Source organism: Streptomyces cyaneofuscatus, from assembly GCF_033109485.1.
Taxonomy (GTDB): domain Bacteria; phylum Actinomycetota; class Actinomycetes; order Streptomycetales; family Streptomycetaceae; genus Streptomyces; species Streptomyces cyaneofuscatus.
The window spans coordinates 4,927,523-4,951,183 of record NZ_CP137002.1 but is presented as its reverse complement, the minus strand read 5'-3'; the positions used below and the strand labels follow the sequence as shown (position 1 = coordinate 4,951,183).

Sequence of the window (23,661 nt, the reverse complement as noted above, 5' to 3'; positions counted from 1 at the left end):
CTCCTGACCCGGCAACGTACACGCTTGTTCGACGCCGTGTGCCCCTTACGGGGGAGAAGCTTCCCGGGGTGCCGGATTCTGCGTCATTCAAGGTCACTTGAGGGCGGTACCGGGGTCAGAAAACGACCAGCCCTGCCAGTCGGTGATCAACTGGCAGGGCTGGTCGGCGTGTTGAGATGTCAGTCGGTGCGGAAGGACACCGCGAGGTAGAGCTTCTCGTCCGCCTGGCTGTCGCGGCGTTCGCTGATCAGCTGCTTGGAGAGGAAGAGGCGGCCCTCGGTGTACAGGACCTCGGCGGAGCGGTCGACGCTGAACGCGTTCTCCGCGTCCCGTACCGACTCGTCGCTCGGGTTCTCCATCAGCAGCGTCTGCTTGAAGGTCTCCCCGTCGATGGAGACGACCTGGCCGCCCTTGTCGTACGGGGGCCGCTTGTAGGCGATGACGTTGGTGCCGTCCATCCGGAGCGGGATCAGGCTGTGCCGCTCCCCCGCGTCGGCCCGGCCGCCGAGCAGCTTGCCGGTGGTCAGGTCGAAGGCGACGACCTCGTTGGTGTCGCCGTACTCGCTCGTACCGTCGTGGTCCTCGGTCGGCAGGTAGAGCCGGTTGTTGCCGACGACCGCCGCGCGGCAGCTCTCGACGTCGGTGGAGCCGCAGCGGGCCGCGTACTTCTCCGCGTCGGCGGAGATCCGCACGATCAGCTTGCCGGTCGCCGCGTCGATCGAGAAGAAGTCGGAGATGCCGCTGCCGTCGTTGGCGGTGTCGCCGACATTGGCCGCGACCACCAGCGGCTTGGTGGAGACGATGGACGCGTAGTCGACGCCCGCGGGCATCTGGTACGAGGAGAGCGGTGCGCCGGTCGCCGGGTTCAGCGCCTGGATCTGGAGCTGCGGACTGTCGTACGAACCGCACTTGCGGACCACGGCGAGGGCTTCGCCACCGGCGTACCCGGTGTCGTAGCAGCGGTCGGCGGAGACCTTGGGCTTCCAGAGCTCGGCACCGTTCTCCAGCTTGAAGGCCGCGCCGCCGGAGGTGCCGCCCACGGCGACGGTGGTCCCGCTGAGCGTGACCTCGTCGAACTGGACCGGCCGGTCGCCGCCGGTGGCGGAGGTGACGGACTTGCTCCAGAGGAGCTTGCCGGCGGCCAGGTCGACGGCGCCGATCTGGTTGCAGGCGGGGTACTTCTTCTCCTTGGTCGGCTTGCCCTCCTTGAAGAGGATCGCCGACTTGTAGTCCTTCGTCATGTGGCGGGAGGCGCCGCAGACCTCACCGGGGACCGGCACGGACCAGAGCTTGGTGCCCTTGTCCCGGTCGTACGCGACGACCTCGTTGACGCCGGACTTCACGTACGCCTTGTCGGTGAGCCAGGAGCCCTTGACCGAGGTGACGTCGGAGACCTCCGGCTGCGGGAGCTGGAAGGCGACCTTGGAGCCGGTGTTGGCGGGGGCCTTCTCGCTGCCGCCGGCCAGGCCGCCGTCCTTGCCCTCGCCGCCCTTGCCCTCGCCGCCGGTGGAGCCGGACGTGGAGGCCTGGTTGCCCTGGTCGCCGTCGTCCTTGGTGGAGGTGTAGACGACGGCCGCGCCGATGATCAGCACCACGGCGACGGCCGCGGCGACGATGATCTGCATCTGGGTGGAGAACTTCTTGCCGCCGCCGGGGCCGCCGGGTCCGCCACCGCCCGGGCCGGGCTGCGGGGCGCCGTACATCGGCTGGGTGGGGTAGCCGTAGCCCTGCTGCGGCATCCCGGGCTGACCGGGCTGGCCCTGATAGCCGGGCTGGCCGGGCTGCCCCTGGTAGCCGGGCTGGCCCGGGTAGCCCGGCTGACCCGGCTGGCCGGGGGCTCCCTGGGGGTAGCCGTAGCCGGGCTGCTGGGCCTGCGGGTAGCCGTACCCGTTGGGCTGCGGGGCCGGCGGGGTCGGGTAGCCGGGCTGCGGTGCGCCGTAGCCGCCGGCGGGCGGGGTGGGCGGGGCCGCGGGCGGGGGCTGCTTGGCGAAGGGGTCCGCGGGCGGCGGGGTCGGTTCACCGAACCCACCGGGCGGCGGGTCCTGCGGGGCCCCGAATCCGCCGGAGGGCGGGCCGGCGGGGGGACCGGCGGGCGGGCCTGCCGGGGGTCCTGCCGGGGGCTGGTCCGACGGCTGGTTCGGCGGCTGGCCGGGGGGCTGGGGCTCGTTGGGTGGCTGCTGCGGCGGCGGCTGGGTCATCGCGTACGTACCTCGGGGGATGTGTGGGGGCGGGGTCGCGTCCGGCCGTCAGGGGCCGGCTGCCTGCGGATGCCGTGGGGAACGGTCACTTGGAGAACACCAGCGCCGTCGCCTGCTCCATCTCGCCGTCGTCGCGGCCGGTGATGCGCTTGGGGAAGAGGAAGGAGCGGCCGTCCCGGTAGACGGTGTTCAGACCCCCGAAGAGGCTGTTCTCGATCCGGTTGGTCCCCTCCGGGTGCTGGAGCAGAACGCTGGTGGAGCCGCCCGCCGGCGGGATGGTGAGGATGGCGCCGGCCTTGTCGTAGCGGGGCTCCGCGTAGAGCAGCACCTTGCCGCCGTCCATCCCGATCGGGCTCACGGTGCGCCCGGCCGGGGCGGGCGCCGTCCACTTGGGCTTGCCGGTGTTCAGGTCGAAGGCGACGACCTTGTTGGTCCGGTCGGAGCCGGTGGTGTCGCTCTTGGTGGCCATGTAGAAGGTGTTGGCGTCGGCGGCGACCCCGGAGCACCCTTCGAGCTGCTGGCCGAAGATGCTGCCGAGCAGGCCACCGCAGTTGGCGGTGACCAGGTCACCCTTGGCCGGGCTCAGCTGGGAACGGAGCTTGCCGTTGTCGGTGAACGCGGCCACCGACCACTGCTTCTTCTTCCGGTTCTCCAGCGAGACCACGAGCGGGCTCACCGAGTAGGTCTTCTTGATCTCCCAGCCGCGCGGCGGCTGGTAGGTCCACTTCGCCTTGCCGGTGACCGGGTCCAGCTCCTGCAGCTGGTGCTGCGGGTTGTCGGCGTCGTTGTTACGGCAGTTGGCGGCGGCGATCAGCTTCGGACCGCCGGCGAAGGCGAAGGTCCGGCAGTTGCTGTCGGGGGTGCCGAACAGCTGCTTGCCGTCGCTGACCCGGTAGGCGCTGGAGTAGCTGGTCCGCCCGGCGGTGACCGTGTTCCCGCTGATCGCGAGGCCGATGTCGGAGATCAGGTCGAAGGCGCCGTTCTTCTTGACCTCGGACTTCCAGCCGGCCTTGCCGGTGTTGAGGTCGATCATCTGCATCACGGAGCACTTGGACCGCTCCGTGGTGCCGTTCTGGATGCCGATGACGAGCTTGCCGTCGGGGGAGGTCGTGTTGGGGGCGGCGCAGATGTCGGCGGGGAGCGCGACGGCCCACTTCTTCTTGCCGTCGGCGACCGAGTAGCCGGAGATGCCCCGGTACAGGGCCGTGACCACGGTGTCGCCGACGAACCAGGGGCCACGGATCTCGTCACCGTCGCGCGGGAGGTCGACCTCGTTCTTCTGGAGCCAGGCGACCTTGGCCTCGCCCGGCTTGCGCCCGGCGTTGAGATCGTCGTCCGTCTCCCGGCCGTCGCCGGTGCCGTCGCCCTGGTCGACGGAGGGGGAGGCGGTGGGCTCCTCGGACCCCTTGGCGTCCTCGCTGGGGCCCGCGACGGGCTTCTTGGGGTCGTCGCCGCTGTCGCTCACCACGTACCAGGCGGTGCCCGCGCCGACGAGCAGGACGACGGCGACGGCCGCCGCGGCGAGGATGCCGGTCTTCCCCTTGAAGGGTCCGCCGCTGCCGCCGGATCCGCCGGTTCCGCCCGGGGCGGGGGCGCCGGGGTACTGCTGCTGCGGGTAGCCGTAGCCGGGCTGCGTGGGCTGGCCGTAGGGGCCGGGAGCCGGCTGGCCGTAGCCGCCGGGGCCGGGCTGTCCGTAGGGGCCGGGCTGCTGACCGTACGGGCCGGGGGCCTGCTGACCGTAGGGGCCGGGTGCCTGGCCGGGGGGCTGCTGGCCGTACGGGCCGGGGGCCTGTCCCGGTGCCTGGGGGTAGCCGTAGCCGGGCTGCGGGGCCGGGGGCGTCTGCGGGTAGCCGTACGCCGGGCCGCCCGGAGGCGGCGTCTGCGGCGGTCCTGCCGGGGGCTGGGGCTGACCGGCGGCCGGGGCCTGCGGCGGCTGGGCGGGCGGACCCGTCGGGGGCTGCGGCGGCTGCTCCGGCTGCTTGGCCAGGGACGGCTGCGGCTGGTCCTGCGGCTGCTGGTCCTGCGGCGGCTGAGGAGTCCCCTGCGGCGGCTCCTGCGGAGCTCCGAAGCCCCCCTGCGGCGGTTGCTGGCTGGGCGGCTGGCTCATCAGCACGTCCCCCTTCGTGCGGGCCGGTGCCGGATCCGGTCTCCCCCGCGATTCCGGGAGGGTTCAATTCCCCTCGGAAAGGAGCGAATCGGGCATGGCTTCCGCGGTGTTACGACAGTCGGGCGGGGCTTCTTTGTACCACCCACCCGCTGTCGAACACCGGATCGGTCCGCCCCCTGTTCCCAAGGGAGAACCGCGTTGTGATGCGCCCGTTACGACCGGCGGAAAGTGACGGTCAGTCACCGAGGCGGACGTCGCGCGGGCTGCCCGCGCACGCCGGGTTGTTCTCAGGCGTCCTCGGCCAGCTCCAGCCAGCGCATCTCCAGCTCGTCGCGCTCGGTGACGAGTTCGCGGAGCTCCGCGTCGAGCTTCGCGACCTTCTCGAAGTCGGTGGCGTTGTCCGCGATCTGCTTGTGCAGCGCGGTCTCCCGGGTCGAGAGCTTGTCGAGCTGCCGCTCCACCTTCTGGAGCTCCTTCTTCGCGGCGCGGGCCTCCTGCGCGGAGACGGCGGGTGCGGCGGCAGGGGCTCCCGACGTACGGGGCGCGGGGGCGGCGGAGGGGGTGGCCTGCTCCTCCATCCGCTGCCTGCGCTCCAGGTACTCGTCGATGCCGCGCGGCAGCATGCGCAGGGCGCGGTCGCCGAGGAGGGCCATGACCTTGTCGGTGGTGCGCTCGATGAAGAACCGGTCGTGGGAGATCACGATCATCGACCCGGGCCAGCCGTCGAGGAGGTCCTCCAGCTGGGTGAGGGTCTCGATGTCCAGGTCGTTGGTGGGCTCGTCGAGGAACAGGACGTTGGGCTCGTCCATCAGCAGCCGCAGGATCTGGAGCCGGCGGCGCTCACCGCCGGAGAGGTCGCCGACGGGCGTCCACTGCTTCTCCTTGGTGAACCCGAACTGCTCGCAGAGCTGGCCCGCCGTCATCTCGCGGCCCTTGCCGAGGTCGACCCGGTCGCGGACCTGCTGGACGGCCTCCAGGACCCGGAGGTTCGGGTTGAGCTCGTGGACCTCCTGGGAGAGGTAGGCGAGCTTGACGGTCTTGCCGACGACGATCTTCCCGGCGGCGGGCTGCTCGTCGCCCTGCGTACGGGCGGCCTCGGCCAGGGCGCGCAGCAGCGAGGTCTTGCCCGCGCCGTTGACGCCGACCAGGCCGACGCGGTCGCCGGGGCCGAGCTGCCAGGTGAGGTGGGTGAGGAGGGTCTTGGGCCCGGCCTGGACGGTCACGTCCTCCAGGTCGAAGACGGTCTTGCCGAGGCGGGCGTTGGCGAACTTCATCAGCTCGCTGGTGTCGCGCGGGGGCGGCACGTCGGCGATCAGCTCGTTGGCGGCCTCGATGCGGTAGCGCGGCTTGGAGGTACGGGCCGGGGCGCCGCGGCGCAGCCAGGCCAGCTCCTTGCGCATGAGGTTCTGCCGCTTGGACTCCTCGGTCGCGGCGATCCGCTCACGCTCGGCGCGGGCGAAGACGTAGTCGCTGTAGCCGCCCTCGTACTCGTGGACGGTGCCCCGCTGGACGTCCCACATGCGGGTGCAGACCTGGTCCAGGAACCACCGGTCGTGGGTGACGCAGACGAGCGCCGAGCGCCGGGCCCGCAGATGCCCGGCGAGCCAGGAGATGCCCTCGACGTCGAGGTGGTTGGTGGGCTCGTCGAGGACGATCAGGTCCTGCTCGTCGATGAGGAGCTTCGCCAGCGCGATACGGCGGCGCTCACCGCCGGAGAGCGGGGCGATCACGGTGTCGAGCCCGTGCTCGAAGCCGGGGAGGGCGAGCCCTCCGAAGAGCCCGGTGAGCACGTCGCGGATCTTGGCACTGCCCGCCCACTCGTGGTCGGCGAGATCGCCGATGACCTCCTGGCGGATGGTCTTCGCCGGGTCCAGCGAGTCGTGCTGCGTGAGCACGCCGAGCCGCAGCCCGCCGTTGTGGGTGACGCGGCCGGTGTCCGCGTCCTCCAGCTTGGCGAGCATCCGGATGAGGGTCGTCTTGCCGTCACCGTTGCGGCCGACGACACCGATCCGGTCGCCCTCGGACACTCCGAGGGATACACCGTCGAGCAGGGCACGGGTGCCGTACACCTTGCTGACCTGCTCGACATTGACCAGATTGACGGCCATTTCACTCCTGCCCAGGGGGTTGATCGACCTTCCCAGGGTACGGCGCGGCGGAGGGGGGCCGGTCCTGCGGCCTCGACGGCACCGGGGCTCCGGCACCGTACAAGGTGGTGCCGACCGGCGGGCGGCGAGCAGGTAGGCACCCGCGCGGCCTACCGCACGCCCCTCCCCCGCCCCGCCCGCTCCACCAGCAGCCAGCCGCACAGGGTCATCGCGACGGCGGCCGGGGCCGAGACCGGGATGGCGATCAGCAGGGCCGTGCGGCCCTCCAGCAGGCCGGCGAAGCCGACCATGGAGAGGCCGAGGACGCCGAGCAGGGTGAGCGTCGCGCCGAGGGCGGCGAGGGGGCCGTGGCCCTGGACGGCTGCGGTGGGGGCCGGGCGTTCGAAGGTGCGGAAGGCGGCGACGAGTACGGCGGTGAGCGCGGCCGCGACCGCCAGGCGCAGCGGGGTCTGGGCCCACCAGGCGGCGGTGGCGGGTTCGGGGAGCGGGACGTCCAGGGCGAGCATCGCCCCGTACACGCCGAGCATCGCCGTGAGGTGCCAGAGGAACGCGGTCATCGCCACCCCGTTGGCCGCCACCACCGTGCGCCAGGCGCGGGGGCGGGCCAGCAGGCGGGCGGCGGGGGCGCGGAGCAGCTCGACCGCGCCGACCAGCCAGAGGCCGTGGCAGAGGAGGGCGAGCGTCGGCGGGGCCATGTTGCTGACCTTCTCGCCGGGCATCCCGACCATGGAGAGCGGGTAGGGACCAGCAGCCACCAGGGCCACTGCGGTGATCAGGCCGCCCCCGGCGAGCAGGGCCGGGCGGCGGAGGGCGGAGAGGGCGGGGCCGGCGCCGAGGCGGCCGTCGGCGCGCAGGAAGCCGAGCTGGTGGACCGCGAGCCAGACGAAGGCGAAGTTGAGGAACTCGACGTACGGGACTCCGGCCGCGAACCGCAGGACGTCCACGGCCGCCGCCGCACCCGCAAGACCGGCGAACGCGCCCCAGCCGTACCGCTCGTGCAGCCTCAGCAGCGGCGGGGTGAACGCCACCATCGCCAGGTAGATCCCGATGAACCAGAGCGGCTGGGTCACCAGCCGCAGGGTGACACCGGTGAGCCCGCCGCCCCCGCCGAGCAGCTGGATGAGGAGAGCGGCAGCGCCCCAGACGAGGACGAAGACCATGGTGGGGCGCAGCAGCCGCTGGAGCCGGGCCCGCAGAAACGCCGCGTAGACGGAGTCCGTGGAGCCCTCGGGGCGCTTGCGGAGCAGGGAGCGGTACGACAGGGCGTGCGCGAATCCGCCGACGAAGAAGAACACCGGCATCACCTGGAGCAGCCAGGTCAGCGGCTGGAGCGCCGGGACGACGGCCAGCAGGTTGCCGACCCCGTCCGGGGTGACCGCCGCCATCATCCAGTGCCCGAGCACGACCGCGCCGAGCGAGGCGACGCGCAGCAGATCGACGTAGCGGTCCCGGGTGTCGGGGGTGGCCTCGGCGAGTACGCGAACTGGTGATCCCATGCGCATACGTTCGCGGCGGGCGGGGGTGCGGCGGGAGGGTACGGGTACTCAATTCGGCGCCTGAGTACGCGGAATGGCGCCGGCGGTGCGTCCCGTTGGCCGTCCCGGTACGGGGTAGGAGATAAGGGCAGGGACGCCGTAAATCGGTCAACGCCGGTGCGTGCGGACGCCTTTCACCGCTTTCCCGGATCGGAGTACCACCATGGTGCCAAATCCTCGCCGCCTCGCCCCGTCGGTCCTCGTCGTCGGCGTACTCGCCCTGGCCGGATGCTCGGGTGGTGGCACGCAGACCGGCGACGCCGCGCCGGTCACCTCGGCCGCCACCGCCGCGACAACCACGGCCCCGGCTACGGCTACAGCCACGGCACCGGCCACCGCTTCGGCCCCGGCCACCGCTTCGACCGCTCCCGCGCCCCCACCCGATGCGGTCATGCCCGCCCTGCACAGCAGGACCTACGAGCAGGCGCGGACGGAGTTCAGCCGCCAGGACCTGTCCCCCGCACGCCTGACGGCCGCCGCCCAGCACAAGGACGTCACCCTCCCCCGGGACCACGACGACTGGTACATCTGCGACACCAGTCCCCGGCCCGGCGACCCGCTCCCTGCTGCCACCACCACGGTCACCGTCAGGCTCGCGCAGGACTTCAGCGACTGCACGACGAGCTTCAACGGCTACCTGTACGACGAGAACGACCCGGCCTCCACCCCCTGAGTGGTTTGCCGGTACGGCAAGTTCTCGTGCGGATCGCGGCAGCCGGTGACCACACTGGGCGAACACCCGACAGCGCGCCCTGCCGCGCGCGTCCCGGCCGAAGGAGCCCTCCGTTGACCACCGACGACGCCCGCACCTCCTGGGACGGCATCTACGCCGCCCGGCGATGCGCTGGAGCTCGGCTGCGGTGAGGGCGGCGACACGTTGTGGCTCGCGCGCCAGGGGTGGCGGGTCACCGCCGTCGACGTCTCGGCCGTGGCGGTCGACAGGCTCACCACCCTGGCCCGCTCGCTCGGCCTGGGCGACCGCGTCACCGCCGAGCGGCACGACCTGGGCGCGACCTTCCCCGAGGGCGGGTTCGCCCTGGTCACCGCCCATTACCTGCACACGCCGTACGAACTGGACCGCGCGACCGTCCTGCGCCGGGCCGCGCACGCACTGCGGCCGGGCGGGCGGCTGCTGGTCGTCGACCACGGCTCGACCGCGCCGTGGTCCTGGAACCAGGACCCCGACGCGTACTTCCCGAGCCCGCAGGAGGTCGCCGAAGGCCTCGCGCTCGACCCGGCCACCTGGACGATCGAGCGCGCCGACGCGCCTCGCCGCACCGCGACCGGCCCGGACGGCACCACCGCCGAGGTCACCGACCACGTCCTGGTCGTCGTCCGCCGCACCGCCTGACCCGCCCGCACCCTGGAGACCCGCCATGGCCACCCGTGACCGCCGCCGTGACACCCCGCCGCCCCGGACCGGCAGCAGCGAGGCCGAGACCCTGCGCGGGTTCCTCGACTACCTGCGGACCTCGGTCGCCGCGAAGGTCGACGGCGCTCCCGAGCCGGAGGTCCGGACGGCCGCCGTGCGCTCGGGGACGAACCTGCTCGGCCTGCTCAACCACCTGACGTACGTCGAGCGCGCGATCTTCCTCGGGGAGCACGTCGCCGACTGGCAGGCGACGTTCCGGGCCGCGCCGGAGGACAGCGTGGCCGAGGTCGTCGCCCGCTACCGTACGGCGGTCGGGAGCGCGAACGCCGTCCTCGACGGGTGCACCGAACTGGCGGCACCGGTCCCCCGGCCGGGGTCAGAGCCGGGGCCGGGGTCACGGCCGGGGAAGCCCGCGCCCAGCGTCCGGTGGGCGCTCGCCCACATGATCGAGGAGACCGGCCGGCATGCCGGTCACGCGGACATCCTGCGCGAACTGATCGACGGTTCGACGGGCCGCTGACCCGCCCCCGCCCCCTCAGCGGCTCACGAAGACGCCGTCACCACGTGCGCGCCCCGCGCAGGCGCCGGTGCCACCCGGGCGTTGCGGCAGGTCCCGGAGGCCAGCAGCGCGTCGGCCACCTTCCGGGCCGCCGGCTCGTCCACCACCAGGAACGCCGTCGTCGGCCCCGACCCGGAGACCAGCGCGGCCAGCGCCCCTGCCTCCGTGCCCGCCGCCAGCGTGTCGGCGAGGGAGGGGCGCAGGGAGAGCGCGGCGGGCTGGAGGTCGTTGCTCAGGGCCGCCGCGAGTGCGCCGGAGTCGCCGGAGCGCAGGGCGGCCAGCAGCGCGGGCGAGGCGGTCGGCTCGGGGACGTCCGCCTCGGCCGTGAGCCGGTCGAACTCCCCGTACACCGCAGGCGTCGACAGCCCCCCGTCCGCCACCGCGAAGACCCAGTGGAACGCCCCGCCCACCTCGATCGGGGTCAGCTTCTCGCCGCGTCCCGTACCGAGCGCGGCCCCGCCGACCAGGCTGAACGGCACATCGCTGCCCAGCTCCGCGCAGATGGCGAGCAGCTCGTCGCGGCTCGCGCCCGTCCCCCACAGGGCGTCGCAGGCGACCAGCGCGGCCGCCCCGTCGGCGCTGCCGCCCGCCATGCCGCCCGCGACCGGGATGTCCTTGGCGATGTGCAGGTGGACGGCGGGTTCGATGCCGTACCGCTCGGCCAGCGCCAGGGCGGCCCGGGCGGCGAGGTTCGTCCGGTCCAGAGGCACCTGGGCGGCGTCCGGGCCCGAGCAGGTGATGCGCAGCTCGTCGGCGGGGGTGGCGGTGACCTCGTCGTACAGGCCGACGGCGAGGAAGACGTTGGCCAGGTCGTGGAAGCCGTCGGGGCGGGCGGCGCCTACGGCGAGCTGGACGTTGACCTTGGCGGGGACGCGGACGGTGACGGCGGCGCTCATGCGGAGACCTCCGGCTTGTTCTCCGCGATCGCCGCGAACTCCTCCACCGTCAGCGCCTCCCCGCGCGCCTGCGGCGAGATCCCGGCGGCGACCAGCGCGGCCTCGGCGGCGGGCGCGGAACCCGCCCAGCCGGAGAGGGCGGCGCGCAGCGTCTTGCGGCGCTGGGCGAAGGCCGCGTCCACGACCGCGAAGACCTCGGCGCGGCTGGCGGTGGTGGCGATGGGCTCCGTGCGGCGGACGAGCGAGACGAGGCCGGAGTCGACGTTCGGGGCGGGCCAGAAGACCGTACGGCCGATGGACCCGGCGCGCTTGACCTCCGCGTACCAGTTGGCCTTCACCGACGGCACGCCGTAGACCTTGTTGCCCGGGCGGGCGGCCAGCCGGTCGGCGACCTCGGACTGGACCATGACGAGGGTCCGCTCGATGCTCGGGAACCGCTCCAGCATGGTGAGCAGGACGGGGACCGCCACGTTGTACGGGAGGTTCGCGACGAGCGCGGTGGGCGCGGGGCCCGGCAGCTCGGTGACCAGCATCGCGTCGGAGTGGACGAGGGCGAACCGGTCGGCGCGCTCCGGCATCCGGGCCTGGACCGTGGCGGGCAGCGCGGCCGCGAGCACGTCGTCGATCTCCACCGCGACCACCCGGTCCGCCGCCTCCAGCAGCGCCAGGGTCAGCGAGCCGAGCCCTGGGCCGACCTCGACGACCACGTCGTCCGGGCGGACCTCGGCGGTGCGCACGATGCGGCGGACCGTGTTGGCGTCGATGACGAAGTTCTGACCGCGCTGCTTGGTCGGGCGTACGCCCAGCTTCGCTGCCAGGTCGCGGATGTCTGCGGGGCCCAGGAGGGCGTCGGGCTCTGTGCTGCTCACCCGGTAAGCCTACGGCCGCAGTGCGGCCACGGACTCGCCCCCCGCTGTACGTAGAGCTTCTTCGCCCGGTACGTCTGCTCGGCGGCGGGCGCGTCCTGGGGCCGCCCGCTGCCGCCGAGCGACTGCCAGGTCTGGGTGTCGAACTGGTACAGCCCGCCGTACGTCCCGCTCGGGTCGACCGCCCCCGCCCGCCCGCCGGACTCGCAGGCGGCGAGCGCGGACCAGTTCAGCCCGTCCGCCCCGGCGACGGAGGCGGGCCGCTGCCGGGTGCCGGTGCGCACGACGCGGCTGACCGGCCGGTGGACCAGCTCCTCGCCGGTCCTGCGGGGCGTCTGCCGTACGCCGTTGACGGTCCGGACGGCGTACGTGACCCGGCGTACGCCGTTGCGCCCGGCCCGCTCCACCCGCTCGACGCCCCGGAACAGCTCGGGGTCCTCGCTCCGTTCGACGGCGTACGGGACGCTCTCCTCGTGCACCTCGCGGGTGTCGGTGATCCGCAGGACGGAGACCGTCTGGCCGTCGCGCGGGAAGCTTCCAGGGCCCACGGAGGTGGCGTCCAGGCCGTGCAGGGTGATGCCCGCCTGGGCGAGGGCCTCGCGGACGGTGGCGGCGTTGGTGCGCAGGGTGCGCTCCTGGCCGTCGGCCATGAAGGTCACGGTGCGTTCGGTGCGGACGGTGAGGGTGAGGCCGGTGCGGGCGATCCGGGCGGAGGGGGAGGCGGAGAGGTACGCCCCCTCGGCGCGGACCCCGAACGCGCGCAGGGCCCCGGCCACGGTGTCGGCGGTCGTCCAGACCCGGCGGTGGTGGCCGTCGAGGGTGAGGTCGACGGGGCGGCCGTAGCGGACGGTGACCTGGTCGCCGTGGTCGAGTTCGGTGCCGGGGGCCGGGGAGATGTGGTCGTGGGAGCCGACGGTGACGCCCTCGTCCGCGAGGAGTTCGGTGACGTCGTCGGCGAAGGTGTGCAGGGTGCGGGGGCTGCCGTCGACGTCGAGCCGGACCGCCTTGTCATGGGCGACGAACGCGGTGGTGCCGCCGGCCAGGAAGGCGACGACGAGGGCCTGCGGCACAAGCCGTCTCAGCTTGAGGTTCTCCGGGTCGGCGACGCGGGGGCGGCGGCGCTTGGCGGCCCGCCGGGCCTCGGCGCGGGTGGGGCCCTGCCGGGGCGGCGCGGGCGGCGCGGGCATCGCGGGCGGCGGCGGTTCGGTGAGCGGGATGTCGACGACGGTCGGGGCGTGGGCGGCGGGGCCCGCCACCCACGCCCGGTCGGCCACGGTCAGCTGCTCGTGGAACGCGTCGAGACGCCTGTCCTGCGAAGTGTTCACGCCGTTCACGCCGCTCCCGAAGATCCGCCTGCTGCCGCCCCCGTCGTGCGCGGGGACGATAGCGGAGCTCCGGTGACTCTCCAAAGCGACACGGCTACGCAGCGTGCCCACCCCGGCTCGGCTCCGGCTCAGCCCCGGCTCATCACCGGCTCAGAAGTCGAACGCGCGTGCCGTGTTGTCGTAGATCGCGGCGGCCAGCGTGTCCTCGTCCAGCCCCTTCACCGCGGCCATGGCGCGGAGCGTGACCGGGATGAGGTACGGGGCGTTGGGCCGCCCGCGGTACGGGGCGGGGGTGAGGAAGGGCGCGTCCGTCTCGACGAGGACCAGCTCGGTGGGGGCGACGGCGAGCGCGTCGCGCAGCGGCTGGGCGTTCTTGAAGGTCATGTTGCCGGCGAAGGACATGAAGTACCCGGCCCGTGCGCAGATCTCGGCCATCTCGGCGTCGCCGGAGTAGCAGTGGAAGACGGTCCGCTCGGGCGCGCCCGCGTCCGCCAGGACCCGCAGGACGTCCGCGTGCGCGTCCCGGTCGTGGATGACCAGGGCCTTGCCGTGCCGCTTGGCGATCTCGATGTGGGCCCGGAACGACTCCTCCTGGGCGGCGACGCCCTCGGGGCCCGTACGGAAGAAGTCCAGGCCCGTCTCGCCGACCCCGCGCACATGGTCGAGGGCGGCCAGCGCGTCGATCTCCGCCAGCGCGTCGTCCAGCGCCGCCTTGCCGCCGGGCTCCCGGGCCCCCTGCCGCGCGGTGCCGTCCGGGTCGCCGTGGACGATGCGTGGGGCCTCGTTCGGGTGCAGGGCGACCGAGGCGTGGACGGCGGGGTGGGCGGCGGCGGTCTCGGCGGCCCAGCGGGAGCCGGCCACGTCGCAGCCCACCTGGACCACCGTCGTGACGTTCACCGCGGCGGCCCGGGCGAGGGCCTCCTCGACGGTGGCGTCCTGCATGTCCAGGTGGGTGTGGGAGTCGGCGACCGGGACCCGGAGGGGTTCGGGCAGCGGCGGGGCTTCGGTACGGCTCATGCGGACGACTCTACGAGGGCCCGGTACACCGGCGTACGAGGGCCGGAGCCCTCACGCGGGGAGGCGCCGCCGGTGACGCCGGGCCCGACTCAGGGGCTCACCTGCGGTGGAAGGGGTGGAGCAGGTCCGACAGCCGCCAGTGGCGGTCGGCGGAGCGGGCGGCCGGGACCTTCTCCGGGGCCTGCTTGGCGCTCTTCGGCGTGTGCAGGAACTGCTGGGCACCGGCCACCCGGCCCGCCCGCATGATGCGCACCACGTGCCCGTCGCAGTTGGCGCAGGTGGGCGTGGAGAGCGGGGACGGCACACGCTCACCGTCGGCCTTGTAGACGACGAACTCGTGACCGTGGACGTCCACGTGGTGCTCTATCTCGTAGGACTGCTCCCAGCCGTACCCGCACCGCATGCAGGCGAAGGCGTACGCCTCATGGACGGTGGTCGCTGCGATCTCGCTCATACCCGCTCCTCTTGTCCGCCGGTCAGGCACTCCGGGGAAGGCCGGCCCGCCCGAGGGTTTCGAGCAGGTGGCCCGTTCCTTCCAGTGGACACCCGCGCCGGGGCGGACGCACCAGCTCAGAGCCGATATTGGTGCGTTCTTGGCCTCCTTTTGCCGCCCTTTGCCGCCGCATGGCCCGCGACAGGCCGGCCCGTGACCGGCGGACGGGACAGCGGGCGAGCGGCGGACCACTGAGCGCCCCCGAGCACGCCCGCCACCCGGGGCGAATGCGCCCGCGCACCACCCCCACGCGACCCCCCATAATTCCCCGAATTCTCAACGCCTTATCACCCATTCGCCGCATGAATTCATCATTCAATTGAATCCCCTATTACCACGGATGTCCGGTCCCGATTTGCGGCGCCCCCATTCCTCCCTTTCACTCGGAACGTACGTCAAGCGTGACTCGGTACGTACACCAACCCGATTTCCCACAGGATGGGGAGCACCCATGTACACCACGGACACCACTGCCACCGACATCGAGCTCGACCTCGACACGGCGCTCAACCCGGGCGAGATCGACGGCGTCTACCGCGACTCCCGCGAGTGCGCCTACCTCGCGCTTCTCGCCGGCGGCGGGGCCCTGCTGCTTTCGCCTCCGACCCCGCGCCCGAAGAAGGGCTGAACGTCGGAACATGGACCAGACACATGCTTCGTCCCCGCTCGCGGGTGCCGTGCATGACCTGGCAACAGAGGTGGTCCTCGCTCTTCGGAGCGGGGACCACCTCGCCACGGTATGCGGCGCGGCAGGAATCGACGAGGAGAACCGGACCGGAATCGCGGCCGCACGGGTCATCGGTGCCGATCTGCTGCTGCCGAGTGTTCTGTACGGGCGTCATCCGCATCCGGGAGACGTCGCCGTGCTCGACCGGGCGGTACGGGAATTCCCGCCCAAGCCCGACGCTCCGGCCGCGACGGCCTGGAGCCACTGGCACATGATCTCCACGCTCCAGCGCATGGCACAGCCCCCGGGCACGACCGGGACGACCGGCACGACCGGCTCCTTCGAGGAGCCCGACGCCGCCTGGCTGGAGCAGGCGCCCTGGCAGTCCTTCACCCACCAGCTCTCGGTCCTCGCCCCCCTCGCCGTACCGGCCGCCCCCTCGGCCGTGCAGCGGGCCGCGGCGGCCCGGGCGGTCGACCTCGCGCGCGGCTTCGTCCGCGCGGTGCGGCGGCGCGACTGGCTCCAGGCGGCGGGCGCGGGCCGCTGGCTCACGGCGATCGGCGGCGAACCGGCCACCCTGGGCCTGGAGCGCGGCCTCGACTTCGTCGAGCTGATGGGCGGCCACGACCCCCGCGTCACCCTGCACGTCCGGGCGGCCCGGCTGATGGCCGAGGCGAGGGCGCGATGACGACGACCGCGACGCAGGGGTCGCGGGGCGGCCCGGAGAGCCAGGCCCCCCGGGGCCACGCCTCCCCCGGCGCCGCGCTCGCCGTCCTCCCGCACGTCCTGCGCACCGCCCTCGCCTGGACCGACGCGCACCGGGGCGAGTTCGCGCTCCCCGACGACGTCCTGGACCCCCGCACCCAGGTCAACGCCACCCTCAAACCCCTCGGCGAACTGGCCCAGCTCTGCTCCACGGTCCGCGCCGCCACCGCCCCCGGCACCCCGGAACACGAGGTGGCAGGGGACCTCGTCACGTACGCCTGGGATGAGGTGGCCCAAGGCGCCCTGCTCCTGGAGCTGCTCCGGGCGGAGCCCTTCGCGGCCTACCCGTACGAGATCTACGCCGCCTTCGCCGGGTACGGGCTGCGCCACGAGGGGTTCGAGGCTCTGGCCCGCCCGCTCACCGCGACCCGCGCCTGGGCGCACACCGAGCAGCACGCCAACCGGCAGCTCGGGCTGATCAACTCCGAGCGGCGGGTGGGGGTCCTGACCCACACGGACGCGGGTGCGGTCCTGTCCCGCACCTGGCTGGGCGGGCTCGCGGAGCCGTGGACGTTCGAGGGCCCGTCCGGCTACGCGCTGACCCACACCGTCTTCCACCTCACCGACTGGGGCCGGATGCCCGACCGGGTGCCGGAGAAGACGGACGCGTACCTGCGGACCTGGCTGCCCGCGTGGGCCGACGGGTGTCTGGAGAGCGGCCAGTGGGACCTCACGGGCGAGCTGCTGGCGGTCGGCGCCTCACTGCCGGGCCCGCCGCCGCTGGAGCTGCTGGACGCGGTGTGGCCGGTGCTGGCGGACGTCCAGCACACGACGGGCTGCGTCCCGGAGACCGGCGTACCGGTGCACGAGGACGCGCCGACCGGCGTACGGGGGCACGACGACGCGCCGGACCCGTACCCCTTCATCGACTGCTACCACTCCACCCTCGTCACGGCGTTCGCGGCGGCCCTGTCGCTCAGGTCGCTGACGGACGGGTCCGGGCCCTCCCGGGAAAGGCACACCCCATGAGCAGCGGAAACACCGGCATCCAGCAGATCCACGACGTCGGGGCGAAGGCCCTGGGCTGGCTGTACGAGCACCGCGAAGGGTTCCGGCTGGAGGCCGACCCGTCCCCGGAGGCGGGGATGCTGGACCGGTTCAAGCCGCTGGGCGAGCTGGCGCTGATCGGGAAGGTCATCTTCCGCGAGGGCGTGGCGGGCTCGCAGCAATCGGCGCTCGCGCACAAGCTGCTGGACCATGCCTGGCACGAGCTGCTGGATTCGGGCGCACGGCTGCTGGAGGGCCAGCGGCGCGAACCGCTCTCGCCGGTGCCGCTGGAGGTCTACGTACCGTTCCGGGAGCTGGGCTACCGGCAGCCGGACCTGGAGTCCGCGATCCGCCTCAACCACCGCCTGGCCAGCTGGGCGGCGCTGGAGGTGCTGCCGGTGCGGCGGCTGGGGCTGAGCGCGATCGAGCGGCGGTTCGGGGTGGAGCCGAGCGTTCCGGAGACGGCGGCGCTCGCGCACACCTGGCTGGCGCGGCGGCCCGAGCCGTGGACGGTGGAGGGCCACATCGGCTACGACATCACCCACACGGTCTTCCACCTGACGGACTGGGGCGAGAAGCCCGCGGACCTCCCCGTCGACATCGCCGAGTACCTGGAACTGTGGCTTCCGGCCTGGCTGGACGACTGGCTCGACCTGAAGCGGTGGGATCTGCTGGGCGAACTGCTGGTGGTGGACGCGTGCCTGCCCTCCCCCACGCTGGACGCGGCGGCCTGGCAGGGGTTCGCGCAGGCGCAGCAGCCGGACGGGGCGATGCCGGTGGTGGGCGACATGCCGGAGGGCGACGAGGAGTCGGTGTTCGACCTGGTCTACCACCCGACGCTGGTCGCCGCGTTCGCCTCGGCGCTGGCGATGAGCCGGGCCCTGTCCGACCTGAGCGCGGAACCGGCCCCGGCATGACGGACCTTTCCGTCCCGCCTGTGGACGCCCCGGGCTCACCGGCCACCGCACGCCTCCTGGCCGAGGCGGCAGGGCGGATCGACGCCCCGGACGTGGTGCTCGCGATGAGCCGGGGCGGAGTCCGTACGGTCCACACGGGCGGCAGCGCGGAGCCGGGCCCGGTCGCCCGGGAGCGCCTCCACTACGAACTGGGCTCGGCGTCCAAGCCGTTCGCGGGGCTGCTGCTGGCCCGGCTGGTGGCGCAGGGGAGGGTGCGGTACGAGGACCGGGCGGCGGACCTGCTGGCCCCGGGCTTCCCGGTGCACCCGGCGGTGCGGCGGATCACGCTGCGCCATCTGCTGACCCACACCTCGGGGCTGCCGGGCCTGCCCGCCGACTTCTACCCGCAGGCGGTGCCGCGGTGGTCGACGGACCCGTACGGGAACTATCCGGCGGACCGGGTGGTCGGGGCCTTCCTCCGCGCCCGCCCGCGCCACCGCCCCGGCACGCGCTGGCACTACTCGAACTTCGCGGTCTCCGTCCTCGGCCACACCTTGGCCGCCGCCACCGGAACCCCGTGGGAGGTGCTGCTGCACCAACAGGTGCTGGCCCCGCTGGGTCTGGAGGCCACGCTGCTGCGCCCGGGCCCGGACTCCACCGACGCGACGGGCCACCGCCGCGACGGAACCCCGCTGCCGGCGCTGGACACGGGGGGCTTCACGGCGGCGGGGGCGCTCCGCTCCACGCCGCTGGACCTGCTGACGTTCCTGGAGGCGCATGTGGGGGGCTCCGAACTCCGGGACCCCGCCCTGGCCGCCGCGCTCACCGAGGTGACCCGCCCGGTGCTGCGGCGCGGCTGGCGGCACGCGCACACCCATACGCTGACGTGGTTCCAGCACCCGACCCCGTACGGCCCGGTCCTGTTCCACGCGGGAGCGACCCTGGGCCAGCAGGCGTTCCTCGGCTTCCGCCCCGGGACGGGCCTGGCGGTGGTGGCGACGGCGACGCGGCGGGTGCACCGGGCGGACACGTTCGTGGCGACGGCGTACGGACTGCTGACGGAAACGCCGTAGGCACTGCCGTACGTACTAAGGCTTCTGCGGGGCCTTGTCGGCACTCTTCTCGGCGTTCTTGGCGGCCACCACCGCGTCGAACACCTCCCGCTTGGGCACCCCGGCGGCGGCGGCGACAGCGGCGATGGCCTCCTTGCGCCGCTCCCCCGCCTCCTCCCGCACGTGCACACGCCGTACGAGCTCCTCGGCGTCCAGGCCCTCGTCGCCGGAGTCGGTGGCGCCTTCGACGACGACGGTGATCTCCCCTCGTACGCCGTCCTCGGCCCACACGGCCAGCTCACCGAGCGGACCGCGCTTGACCTCCTCGTACGTCTTGGTCAGCTCCCGGCACACGGCGGCGCGCCGCTCGGCGCCGAAGACCTCGGCCATGGCGGCGAGGGTGTCGTCGAGCCGGTGGGGGGCCTCGAAGAAGACCATGGTGCGCCGCTCGTCGGCGTTCTCGCGGAGCTTGGAGAGCCGCTCACCGGCCTTGCGCGGGAGGAAGCCCTCGAAGCAGAAGCGGTCGACGGGCAGGCCGGAGAGGGCCAGGGCGGTGAGCACGGCGGAGGGCCCCGGCACGGCGGTGACACGAATGTCCCGCTCCACAGCGGCGGCGACGAGCCGATATCCGGGGTCGGAGACGGACGGCATCCCGGCATCCGTAACGAGGAGCACCCGGGCGCCCCCCACCAGGGCTTCCACGAGCTCCGGCGTACGGGCGGACTCGTTCCCCTCGAAGTAGGAGACGACACGCCCCGAGGTGTGGATGCCGAGCGCCTGGGTGAGCCGGCGGAGCCGCCGGGTGTCCTCGGCGGCGACGACGTCGGCCCGCTCCAGTTCGGCGGCCAGGCGTGGCGGGGCGTCCGCCACGTCACCGATGGGGGTCCCTGCGAGCACGAGCGTTCCAGTCGTTCCAGTCACATCAGCCATCCTCGCAGCACGCGCAGCACCCTTCGCACAGATGCGTTCCCTACGATGGCGCGGTGACCAGTACCGCACCCGAGACCCAGCGGGGCCAAGACGCCGGGGACCCGCTCGGCGAACAGCCGACCTCCTGGCAACGGCGGCTGCGCCGCTTCGGCCATGTCCCGCGCCCGGAGACCTCGCTCCGCGACCGGCTGGACCCGCCATGGACCCGGCCGGGCCGACAGGTGTGGTCGGTGCTCGCGATCCCGCCGCACGTCGCGGACCGGCTGGTGCGCTGGTCAGCCTGGGGCGGCCCGCTCCTGGTCACCCTGGTCGCGGGCCTGCTGCGCTTCTGGCGGCTGGACCAGCCGAACGCGGTGATATTCGACGAGACGTATTACGCGAAGGACGCGTGGGCGCTGGTCAACCAGGGGTACGAGGGTTCGTGGCCCAAGGACGTAGACAAGCTGATCCTGAAGGACCCGTCCTCCGTCCCGATCCCGACCGACCCGGGCTATGTGGTGCACCCGCCGGTGGGCAAGTGGATCATCGGGTTCGGTGAGCAGCTGTTCGGCTTCACGCCGTTCGGCTGGCGGTTCATGGTGGCGGTGCTGGGCACGATCTCCGTCCTCCTGCTCTGCCGGATCGGCCGGCGGCTGTTCCGCTCGACGTTCCTGGGCTGCCTGGCGGGGCTGCTGCTCGCGGTGGACGGGCTGCACTTCGTGATGAGCCGGACCGCGCTGCTGGACCTGATCGTGATGTTCTTCGTGCTGGCGGCGTTCGGCTGCCTGGTGGTGGACCGGGACCGCTCCCGCCGCCGGCTGGCCGACGCGCTGCCGGTGGACGAGGAGGGGGTGCTGCGCCCGGACGCCCGGATCGCGGAGACGCTGCGGCTGGGCTGGCGGCCGTGGCGGCTGGGCGCGGGCGTGATGCTGGGCCTGGCGTTCGCGACGAAGTGGAACGGCCTGTACGTGCTGGCGGCGTTCGGCCTGATGACGGTGTTGTGGGACGTGGGAGCGCGCCGTACGGCGGGCGCGGCGAGGCCGTACATGGCGGTGCTGCGCCGGGACCTGACCCCGGCCTTCCTCTCCACGGTCCCGGTGGCGATCGTCACGTACATCGTCTCCTGGACCGGCTGGATCGTCACGGACAAGGGCTACTACCGCAACTGGGCGGCCACGGAAGGCAAGGGCTCGTCCTGGAGCTGGCTCCCGGACTGGCTGCGGAGCCTGTGGCACTACGAGAACCAGGTGTACGACTTCCACGTCGGCCTGACCTCGGGCCACACGTACGAGTCGAACCCCTGGAGCTGGCTGGTCCTGGGCCGCCCCGTCTCCTACTTCTACGAGGAGCAGGCGGGCTGCAAGGAGTCCTCCACGGGCAAGTGCGCCGCCGAGGTCCTGGCCATCGGCACCCCGCTGCTCTGGTGGCTGGCGTGCTTCGCCCTCGCGTACGTGGTGTGGCGCTGGCTCTTCCGCCGCGACTGGCGGGCCGGCGCGATCGCCTGCGGCGTGGCGGCGGGCTGGGTGCCCTGGTTCTTCTACCAGGAGCGCACGATCTTCCTCTTCTACGCGGTGGTGTTCGTCCCGTTCCTCTGCCTGGCGGTCACGATGCTCCTGGGCGCGATCGTGGGCCCAGCAGCAGGCACGGGCGCCCGCGCCGACCTGGGCCTCACCTCCAAGGACCCGACAGGCGAACGCCGCCGCACCCTGGGCGCGATCGCGGCGGGCGTGCTGGTGCTCCTGATCATCTGGAACTTCATCTACTTCTGGCCGCTCTACACGGGCACGTCGATCCCGGAGGACTTGTGGCGGGACCGGATGTGGCTGGATACGTGGGTGTAGCAGGGAAAACGGTGGGCCCGGCACCATGTGGTGTCGGGCCCACCGCAGTCGTTCGAGGTGGCCGTTGGTCGTCATGGGCCGTCCCCTGACGGCCCACATACGGCCCGGCAATGTGCATCGGAATATTTACAGTCTGAAGAGTCTACGGCCGCTGACCAGCAAATTCGTCAGTCCTGCGCCCTCACACCCTCGCGACTGCCCCGCAAGGCGAGACCCCGATCGATCACCGGGGGACGGGTTCGCCATGCCGTTGACGGTGCGGTCAGGAATAGCACCAACGCCGTACCGGCCAGAACTCAGGACGGCGGTACGTCTCCCTCGGTAACGTGTGCGCCAACCACTCGTCGTGGGGCAGATACGGAGACTCAAATGGCACACGCACCAGCCCAGCCGCGAGCGCTCATCTCCTACTCGCATGACAGCGATGAGCACAGAAGAACGATTCGAAAATTCGCGGATCGCCTACGCCATGCCGGCGTTGACGCTTGGATCGACCAATTTGACGAGCACGACCCCCCCGAGTCATGGCCAGACTGGATGCGAAGTGAAATCGAGCGAGCCGACTCTGTGGTCGTTGTTGTGACAGAGGGCTACGTCGAGCGCTTCAGGCGAGAGACCGGGCCAGGAATCGGGTCCGGTGTCCGGTGGGAGGGCGCGCTCATCACCGCAGACCTCTATCACAGCAGAAGAGAGCGCGCTAAATTCATCCCCGTGGTGCTTCGCAATGAGGATGCAGCCCTCATCCCTCCACCCCTCAATCTGACCAGTTGGTTCGCAATCGGCCAAGCTGCAGAAGCTGACATCACACGCCTAACACAGGTACTACTCAGGAGTCCCAGCCAACTCCCCAGCGAGTTGGGGATTCCTAACTCCTCCCCGGACACAGCTTTCCATTTCGACGGGATCCAATCAAGCGCAGAAATCGATGCGGCCTTCGGAATCGCCGCTGGGGGCGACACCCAAGAGGCCATCCGACGCCTTGAGAATTTGCTTGAAAGTCTCCATGGAGACGAGCGGGCTTTCGCCATCTTCCTCCAAGGGGTTCTGCATCATAAGATTGGCGAGGCGTCACAGGCGACGGCGTGCTTCAGTCGAGTCCTCGACACGTCGGGCCATGCAGCCCTGCGAGAATCTTCCACACAGAGACTCGCAATCCTTCATGCCGAATTCGAGGCACATTATGGAGATAGCGGCCCCGTAGCCGCAGCGACAAAATGGCTAACGAGCGTGCAGCAGGGAAAGAAGCGCGACGTATGGAAAAACCTTACGCGCGAATTGAGACTCACCCTGGCCCAAGACTGGATCATCGCCAATGAGGGGCATCCCGATTTGGAAAAATACGATCGCAGCGAGCTCGCCGACGCATTGGCAGTCAAAAACCCTCGACATCCTCTGGGCAAACATCTACTGCGAAGCAAGCTTCAGGTCCTCCAAGACCACTACCGCAGGTGGAACATCGACAGCTGGGGAGCAGCCAGAAATCCACGCAGGGTCGGCCTGGAGTACGAGTTCGTCGTTATGACGCAGGCCGACGACGGAATCCTGATCACAGGGGAAAACGAACTCCTGTCTGTGTACACCATTTTGATGAGAAAGGTTGGCATGGACTGGATGGTTGCAAATTTCGGCGCCGCATATCCGATCCCTGGCTGGCCGCCCACTTCAGAGGAGATCCCTGCCCCGATGCTGCAATTCGGTCGACTCTTTACCGAACCCGAGAATGGAGGCGAGGCAGAGAGTGACGACACGTAGAGGTTCAGAGAGCGAGAGAATCAAGCACCTGGAATTCATACAGGCGATCATTTCCAGACTTAGCACCAACTCATTCTTAGTTCGAGGTTGGAGTGTTACAGCAACCGGCGCTCTCCTAGTAGTTTCGGTGCAAGCCGATGAGTGGCGCATCGCCGCACTCGCGCTGCTCATAGGGTTTGGGTTTTGGGCCCTGGACAGCTCATTCCTGCGGCGCGAGCGTATGTACAGAAGACTGTACGAAGACACGGCATTACATAACCCGACGACCATTCCACTTTTCAGCATGAATGTCCAAGCTTATCAACTGACCACAAAA

General features: G+C 71.8%; 19 protein-coding genes and 1 pseudogene. 10 read left to right on the top strand and 10 right to left on the bottom strand.

All coding sequences use genetic code 11. The features are described from left to right. Positions 1 to 179: 179 nt before the first annotated feature. From R2B67_RS21880 to R2B67_RS21865, 4 genes are all read right to left on the bottom strand, one after another. Complete coding sequence (locus R2B67_RS21880; protein WP_317820421.1) at positions 180 to 2,198, bottom strand: BamB-related PQQ repeat family beta-propellar protein; 2,019 nt, start codon at positions 2,196 to 2,198, stop codon at positions 180 to 182. A gap of 85 nt (positions 2,199 to 2,283) precedes the next feature. Then, complete coding sequence (locus tag R2B67_RS21875; protein ID WP_317820418.1) at positions 2,284 to 4,305, bottom strand: BamB-related PQQ repeat family beta-propellar protein; 2,022 nt, start codon at positions 4,303 to 4,305, stop codon at positions 2,284 to 2,286. A gap of 287 nt (positions 4,306 to 4,592) precedes the next feature. Continuing rightward, on the bottom strand, positions 4,593 to 6,413 hold the full coding sequence (locus R2B67_RS21870; protein ID WP_109978120.1) for an ABC-F family ATP-binding cassette domain-containing protein: 1,821 nt from the start codon (positions 6,411 to 6,413) through the stop codon (positions 4,593 to 4,595). A 149-nt stretch (positions 6,414 to 6,562) separates the two neighbouring features. Next, a complete protein-coding gene (locus tag R2B67_RS21865) occupies positions 6,563 to 7,909 on the bottom strand; it encodes an acyltransferase family protein (RefSeq protein ID WP_317820415.1) in 1,347 nt (448 codons plus the stop codon). Between the two features lie 202 nt (positions 7,910 to 8,111). Between R2B67_RS21865 and R2B67_RS21860 the strand changes: the two genes are divergently transcribed. From R2B67_RS21860 to R2B67_RS21850, 3 genes and pseudogenes are all read left to right on the top strand, one after another. Continuing rightward, positions 8,112 to 8,621: a hypothetical protein gene (locus tag R2B67_RS21860; protein WP_317820412.1), complete on the top strand. Its 510-nt coding sequence runs from the start codon at positions 8,112 to 8,114 to the stop codon at positions 8,619 to 8,621. 113 nt (positions 8,622 to 8,734) lie between these two features. Then, a pseudogene (locus R2B67_RS21855) lies at positions 8,735 to 9,299 on the top strand (class I SAM-dependent methyltransferase). Between the two features lie 25 nt (positions 9,300 to 9,324). After that, positions 9,325 to 9,840: a DinB family protein gene (locus tag R2B67_RS21850; protein WP_317820409.1), complete on the top strand. Its 516-nt coding sequence runs from the start codon at positions 9,325 to 9,327 to the stop codon at positions 9,838 to 9,840. Between the two features lie 23 nt (positions 9,841 to 9,863). On the opposite strand, the gene R2B67_RS21845 is transcribed toward R2B67_RS21850, so the two are convergent. The 5 genes from R2B67_RS21845 to R2B67_RS21825 all read right to left on the bottom strand — a co-directional run bounded on the left by R2B67_RS21845 (position 9,864) and on the right by R2B67_RS21825 (position 14,437). After that, complete coding sequence (locus R2B67_RS21845) at positions 9,864 to 10,775, bottom strand: 4-(cytidine 5'-diphospho)-2-C-methyl-D-erythritol kinase (protein WP_317820407.1); 912 nt, start codon at positions 10,773 to 10,775, stop codon at positions 9,864 to 9,866. Continuing rightward, on the bottom strand, positions 10,772 to 11,644 hold the full coding sequence (gene rsmA, locus R2B67_RS21840; protein WP_317820405.1) for a 16S rRNA (adenine(1518)-N(6)/adenine(1519)-N(6))-dimethyltransferase RsmA: 873 nt from the start codon (positions 11,642 to 11,644) through the stop codon (positions 10,772 to 10,774). The genes R2B67_RS21845 and rsmA overlap by 4 nt, the downstream gene beginning before the upstream one ends. Further along, positions 11,641 to 12,975, bottom strand: a complete 1,335-nt coding sequence (locus R2B67_RS21835; protein WP_317820403.1) for a resuscitation-promoting factor — start codon at positions 12,973 to 12,975, stop codon at positions 11,641 to 11,643. Before R2B67_RS21835 ends, rsmA begins: the two co-directional genes overlap by 4 nt. A 141-nt stretch (positions 12,976 to 13,116) precedes the next feature. Beyond that, positions 13,117 to 13,983, bottom strand: a complete 867-nt coding sequence (locus R2B67_RS21830; protein ID WP_018515702.1) for a TatD family hydrolase — start codon at positions 13,981 to 13,983, stop codon at positions 13,117 to 13,119. Between the two features lie 97 nt (positions 13,984 to 14,080). Beyond that, positions 14,081 to 14,437 (bottom strand): hypothetical protein, encoded by a 357-nt coding sequence (locus tag R2B67_RS21825; protein WP_317820401.1) that lies wholly within the window; start codon positions 14,435 to 14,437, stop codon positions 14,081 to 14,083. Between the two features lie 490 nt (positions 14,438 to 14,927). Between R2B67_RS21825 and R2B67_RS21820 the strand changes: the two genes are divergently transcribed. Genes R2B67_RS21820 through R2B67_RS21800 form a run of 5 tightly spaced genes read left to right on the top strand, consistent with a single transcriptional unit; the run spans position 14,928 to position 18,864 of the window. After that, on the top strand, positions 14,928 to 15,104 hold the full coding sequence (locus R2B67_RS21820; RefSeq protein ID WP_015609087.1) for a hypothetical protein: 177 nt from the start codon (positions 14,928 to 14,930) through the stop codon (positions 15,102 to 15,104). Between the two features lie 10 nt (positions 15,105 to 15,114). Continuing rightward, a complete protein-coding gene (locus R2B67_RS21815) occupies positions 15,115 to 15,831 on the top strand; it encodes a hypothetical protein (RefSeq protein ID WP_237326328.1) in 717 nt (238 codons plus the stop codon). Continuing rightward, a complete protein-coding gene (locus tag R2B67_RS21810) occupies positions 15,828 to 16,877 on the top strand; it encodes a DUF6895 family protein (RefSeq protein WP_317820398.1) in 1,050 nt (349 codons plus the stop codon). The genes R2B67_RS21815 and R2B67_RS21810 overlap by 4 nt, the downstream gene beginning before the upstream one ends. Continuing rightward, positions 16,874 to 17,812, top strand: a complete 939-nt coding sequence (locus tag R2B67_RS21805) for a DUF6895 family protein (RefSeq protein WP_317820396.1) — start codon at positions 16,874 to 16,876, stop codon at positions 17,810 to 17,812. Before R2B67_RS21810 ends, R2B67_RS21805 begins: the two co-directional genes overlap by 4 nt. Beyond that, positions 17,809 to 18,864 carry a serine hydrolase domain-containing protein gene (locus R2B67_RS21800; protein ID WP_317820394.1) on the top strand — a complete coding sequence of 352 codons (1,056 nt, stop codon included), beginning with the start codon at positions 17,809 to 17,811 and terminating at the stop codon, positions 18,862 to 18,864. The genes R2B67_RS21805 and R2B67_RS21800 overlap by 4 nt, the downstream gene beginning before the upstream one ends. A gap of 15 nt (positions 18,865 to 18,879) precedes the next feature. On the opposite strand, the gene rsmI is transcribed toward R2B67_RS21800, so the two are convergent. Further along, positions 18,880 to 19,773, bottom strand: coding sequence for a 16S rRNA (cytidine(1402)-2'-O)-methyltransferase (gene rsmI / locus R2B67_RS21795; protein ID WP_317820392.1), 894 nt, complete (start codon positions 19,771 to 19,773; stop codon positions 18,880 to 18,882). A 53-nt stretch (positions 19,774 to 19,826) separates the two neighbouring features. Between rsmI and R2B67_RS21790 the strand changes: the two genes are divergently transcribed. Then, positions 19,827 to 21,593 (top strand): dolichyl-phosphate-mannose--protein mannosyltransferase, encoded by a 1,767-nt coding sequence (locus tag R2B67_RS21790; RefSeq protein WP_317820390.1) that lies wholly within the window; start codon positions 19,827 to 19,829, stop codon positions 21,591 to 21,593. 369 nt (positions 21,594 to 21,962) lie between these two features. Then, on the top strand, positions 21,963 to 23,345 hold the full coding sequence (locus R2B67_RS21785; protein WP_317820386.1) for a TIR domain-containing protein: 1,383 nt from the start codon (positions 21,963 to 21,965) through the stop codon (positions 23,343 to 23,345). Positions 23,346 to 23,661 lie beyond the last annotated feature (316 nt).

Coding starts and splice junctions, on each gene's coding strand:
- R2B67_RS21880 (WP_317820421.1), bottom strand. CDS start 2,198: ATGACCCAGCCGCCGCCGCAGCAGCCACCCAACGAGCCCCAGCCCCCC.
- R2B67_RS21875 (WP_317820418.1), bottom strand. CDS start 4,305: ATGAGCCAGCCGCCCAGCCAGCAACCGCCGCAGGGGGGCTTCGGAGCT.
- R2B67_RS21870 (WP_109978120.1), bottom strand. CDS start 6,413: ATGGCCGTCAATCTGGTCAATGTCGAGCAGGTCAGCAAGGTGTACGGC.
- R2B67_RS21865 (WP_317820415.1), bottom strand. CDS start 7,909: ATGGGATCACCAGTTCGCGTACTCGCCGAGGCCACCCCCGACACCCGG.
- R2B67_RS21860 (WP_317820412.1), top strand. CDS start 8,112: ATGGTGCCAAATCCTCGCCGCCTCGCCCCGTCGGTCCTCGTCGTCGGC.
- R2B67_RS21850 (WP_317820409.1), top strand. CDS start 9,325: ATGGCCACCCGTGACCGCCGCCGTGACACCCCGCCGCCCCGGACCGGC.
- R2B67_RS21845 (WP_317820407.1), bottom strand. CDS start 10,775: ATGAGCGCCGCCGTCACCGTCCGCGTCCCCGCCAAGGTCAACGTCCAG.
- R2B67_RS21830 (WP_018515702.1), bottom strand. CDS start 13,983: ATGAGCCGTACCGAAGCCCCGCCGCTGCCCGAACCCCTCCGGGTCCCG.
- R2B67_RS21825 (WP_317820401.1), bottom strand. CDS start 14,437: ATGAGCGAGATCGCAGCGACCACCGTCCATGAGGCGTACGCCTTCGCC.
- R2B67_RS21820 (WP_015609087.1), top strand. CDS start 14,928: ATGTACACCACGGACACCACTGCCACCGACATCGAGCTCGACCTCGAC.
- R2B67_RS21815 (WP_237326328.1), top strand. CDS start 15,115: ATGGACCAGACACATGCTTCGTCCCCGCTCGCGGGTGCCGTGCATGAC.
- R2B67_RS21810 (WP_317820398.1), top strand. CDS start 15,828: ATGACGACGACCGCGACGCAGGGGTCGCGGGGCGGCCCGGAGAGCCAG.
- R2B67_RS21805 (WP_317820396.1), top strand. CDS start 16,874: ATGAGCAGCGGAAACACCGGCATCCAGCAGATCCACGACGTCGGGGCG.
- R2B67_RS21800 (WP_317820394.1), top strand. CDS start 17,809: ATGACGGACCTTTCCGTCCCGCCTGTGGACGCCCCGGGCTCACCGGCC.
- rsmI (WP_317820392.1), bottom strand. CDS start 19,773: ATGGCTGATGTGACTGGAACGACTGGAACGCTCGTGCTCGCAGGGACC.
- R2B67_RS21785 (WP_317820386.1), top strand. CDS start 21,963: ATGGCACACGCACCAGCCCAGCCGCGAGCGCTCATCTCCTACTCGCAT.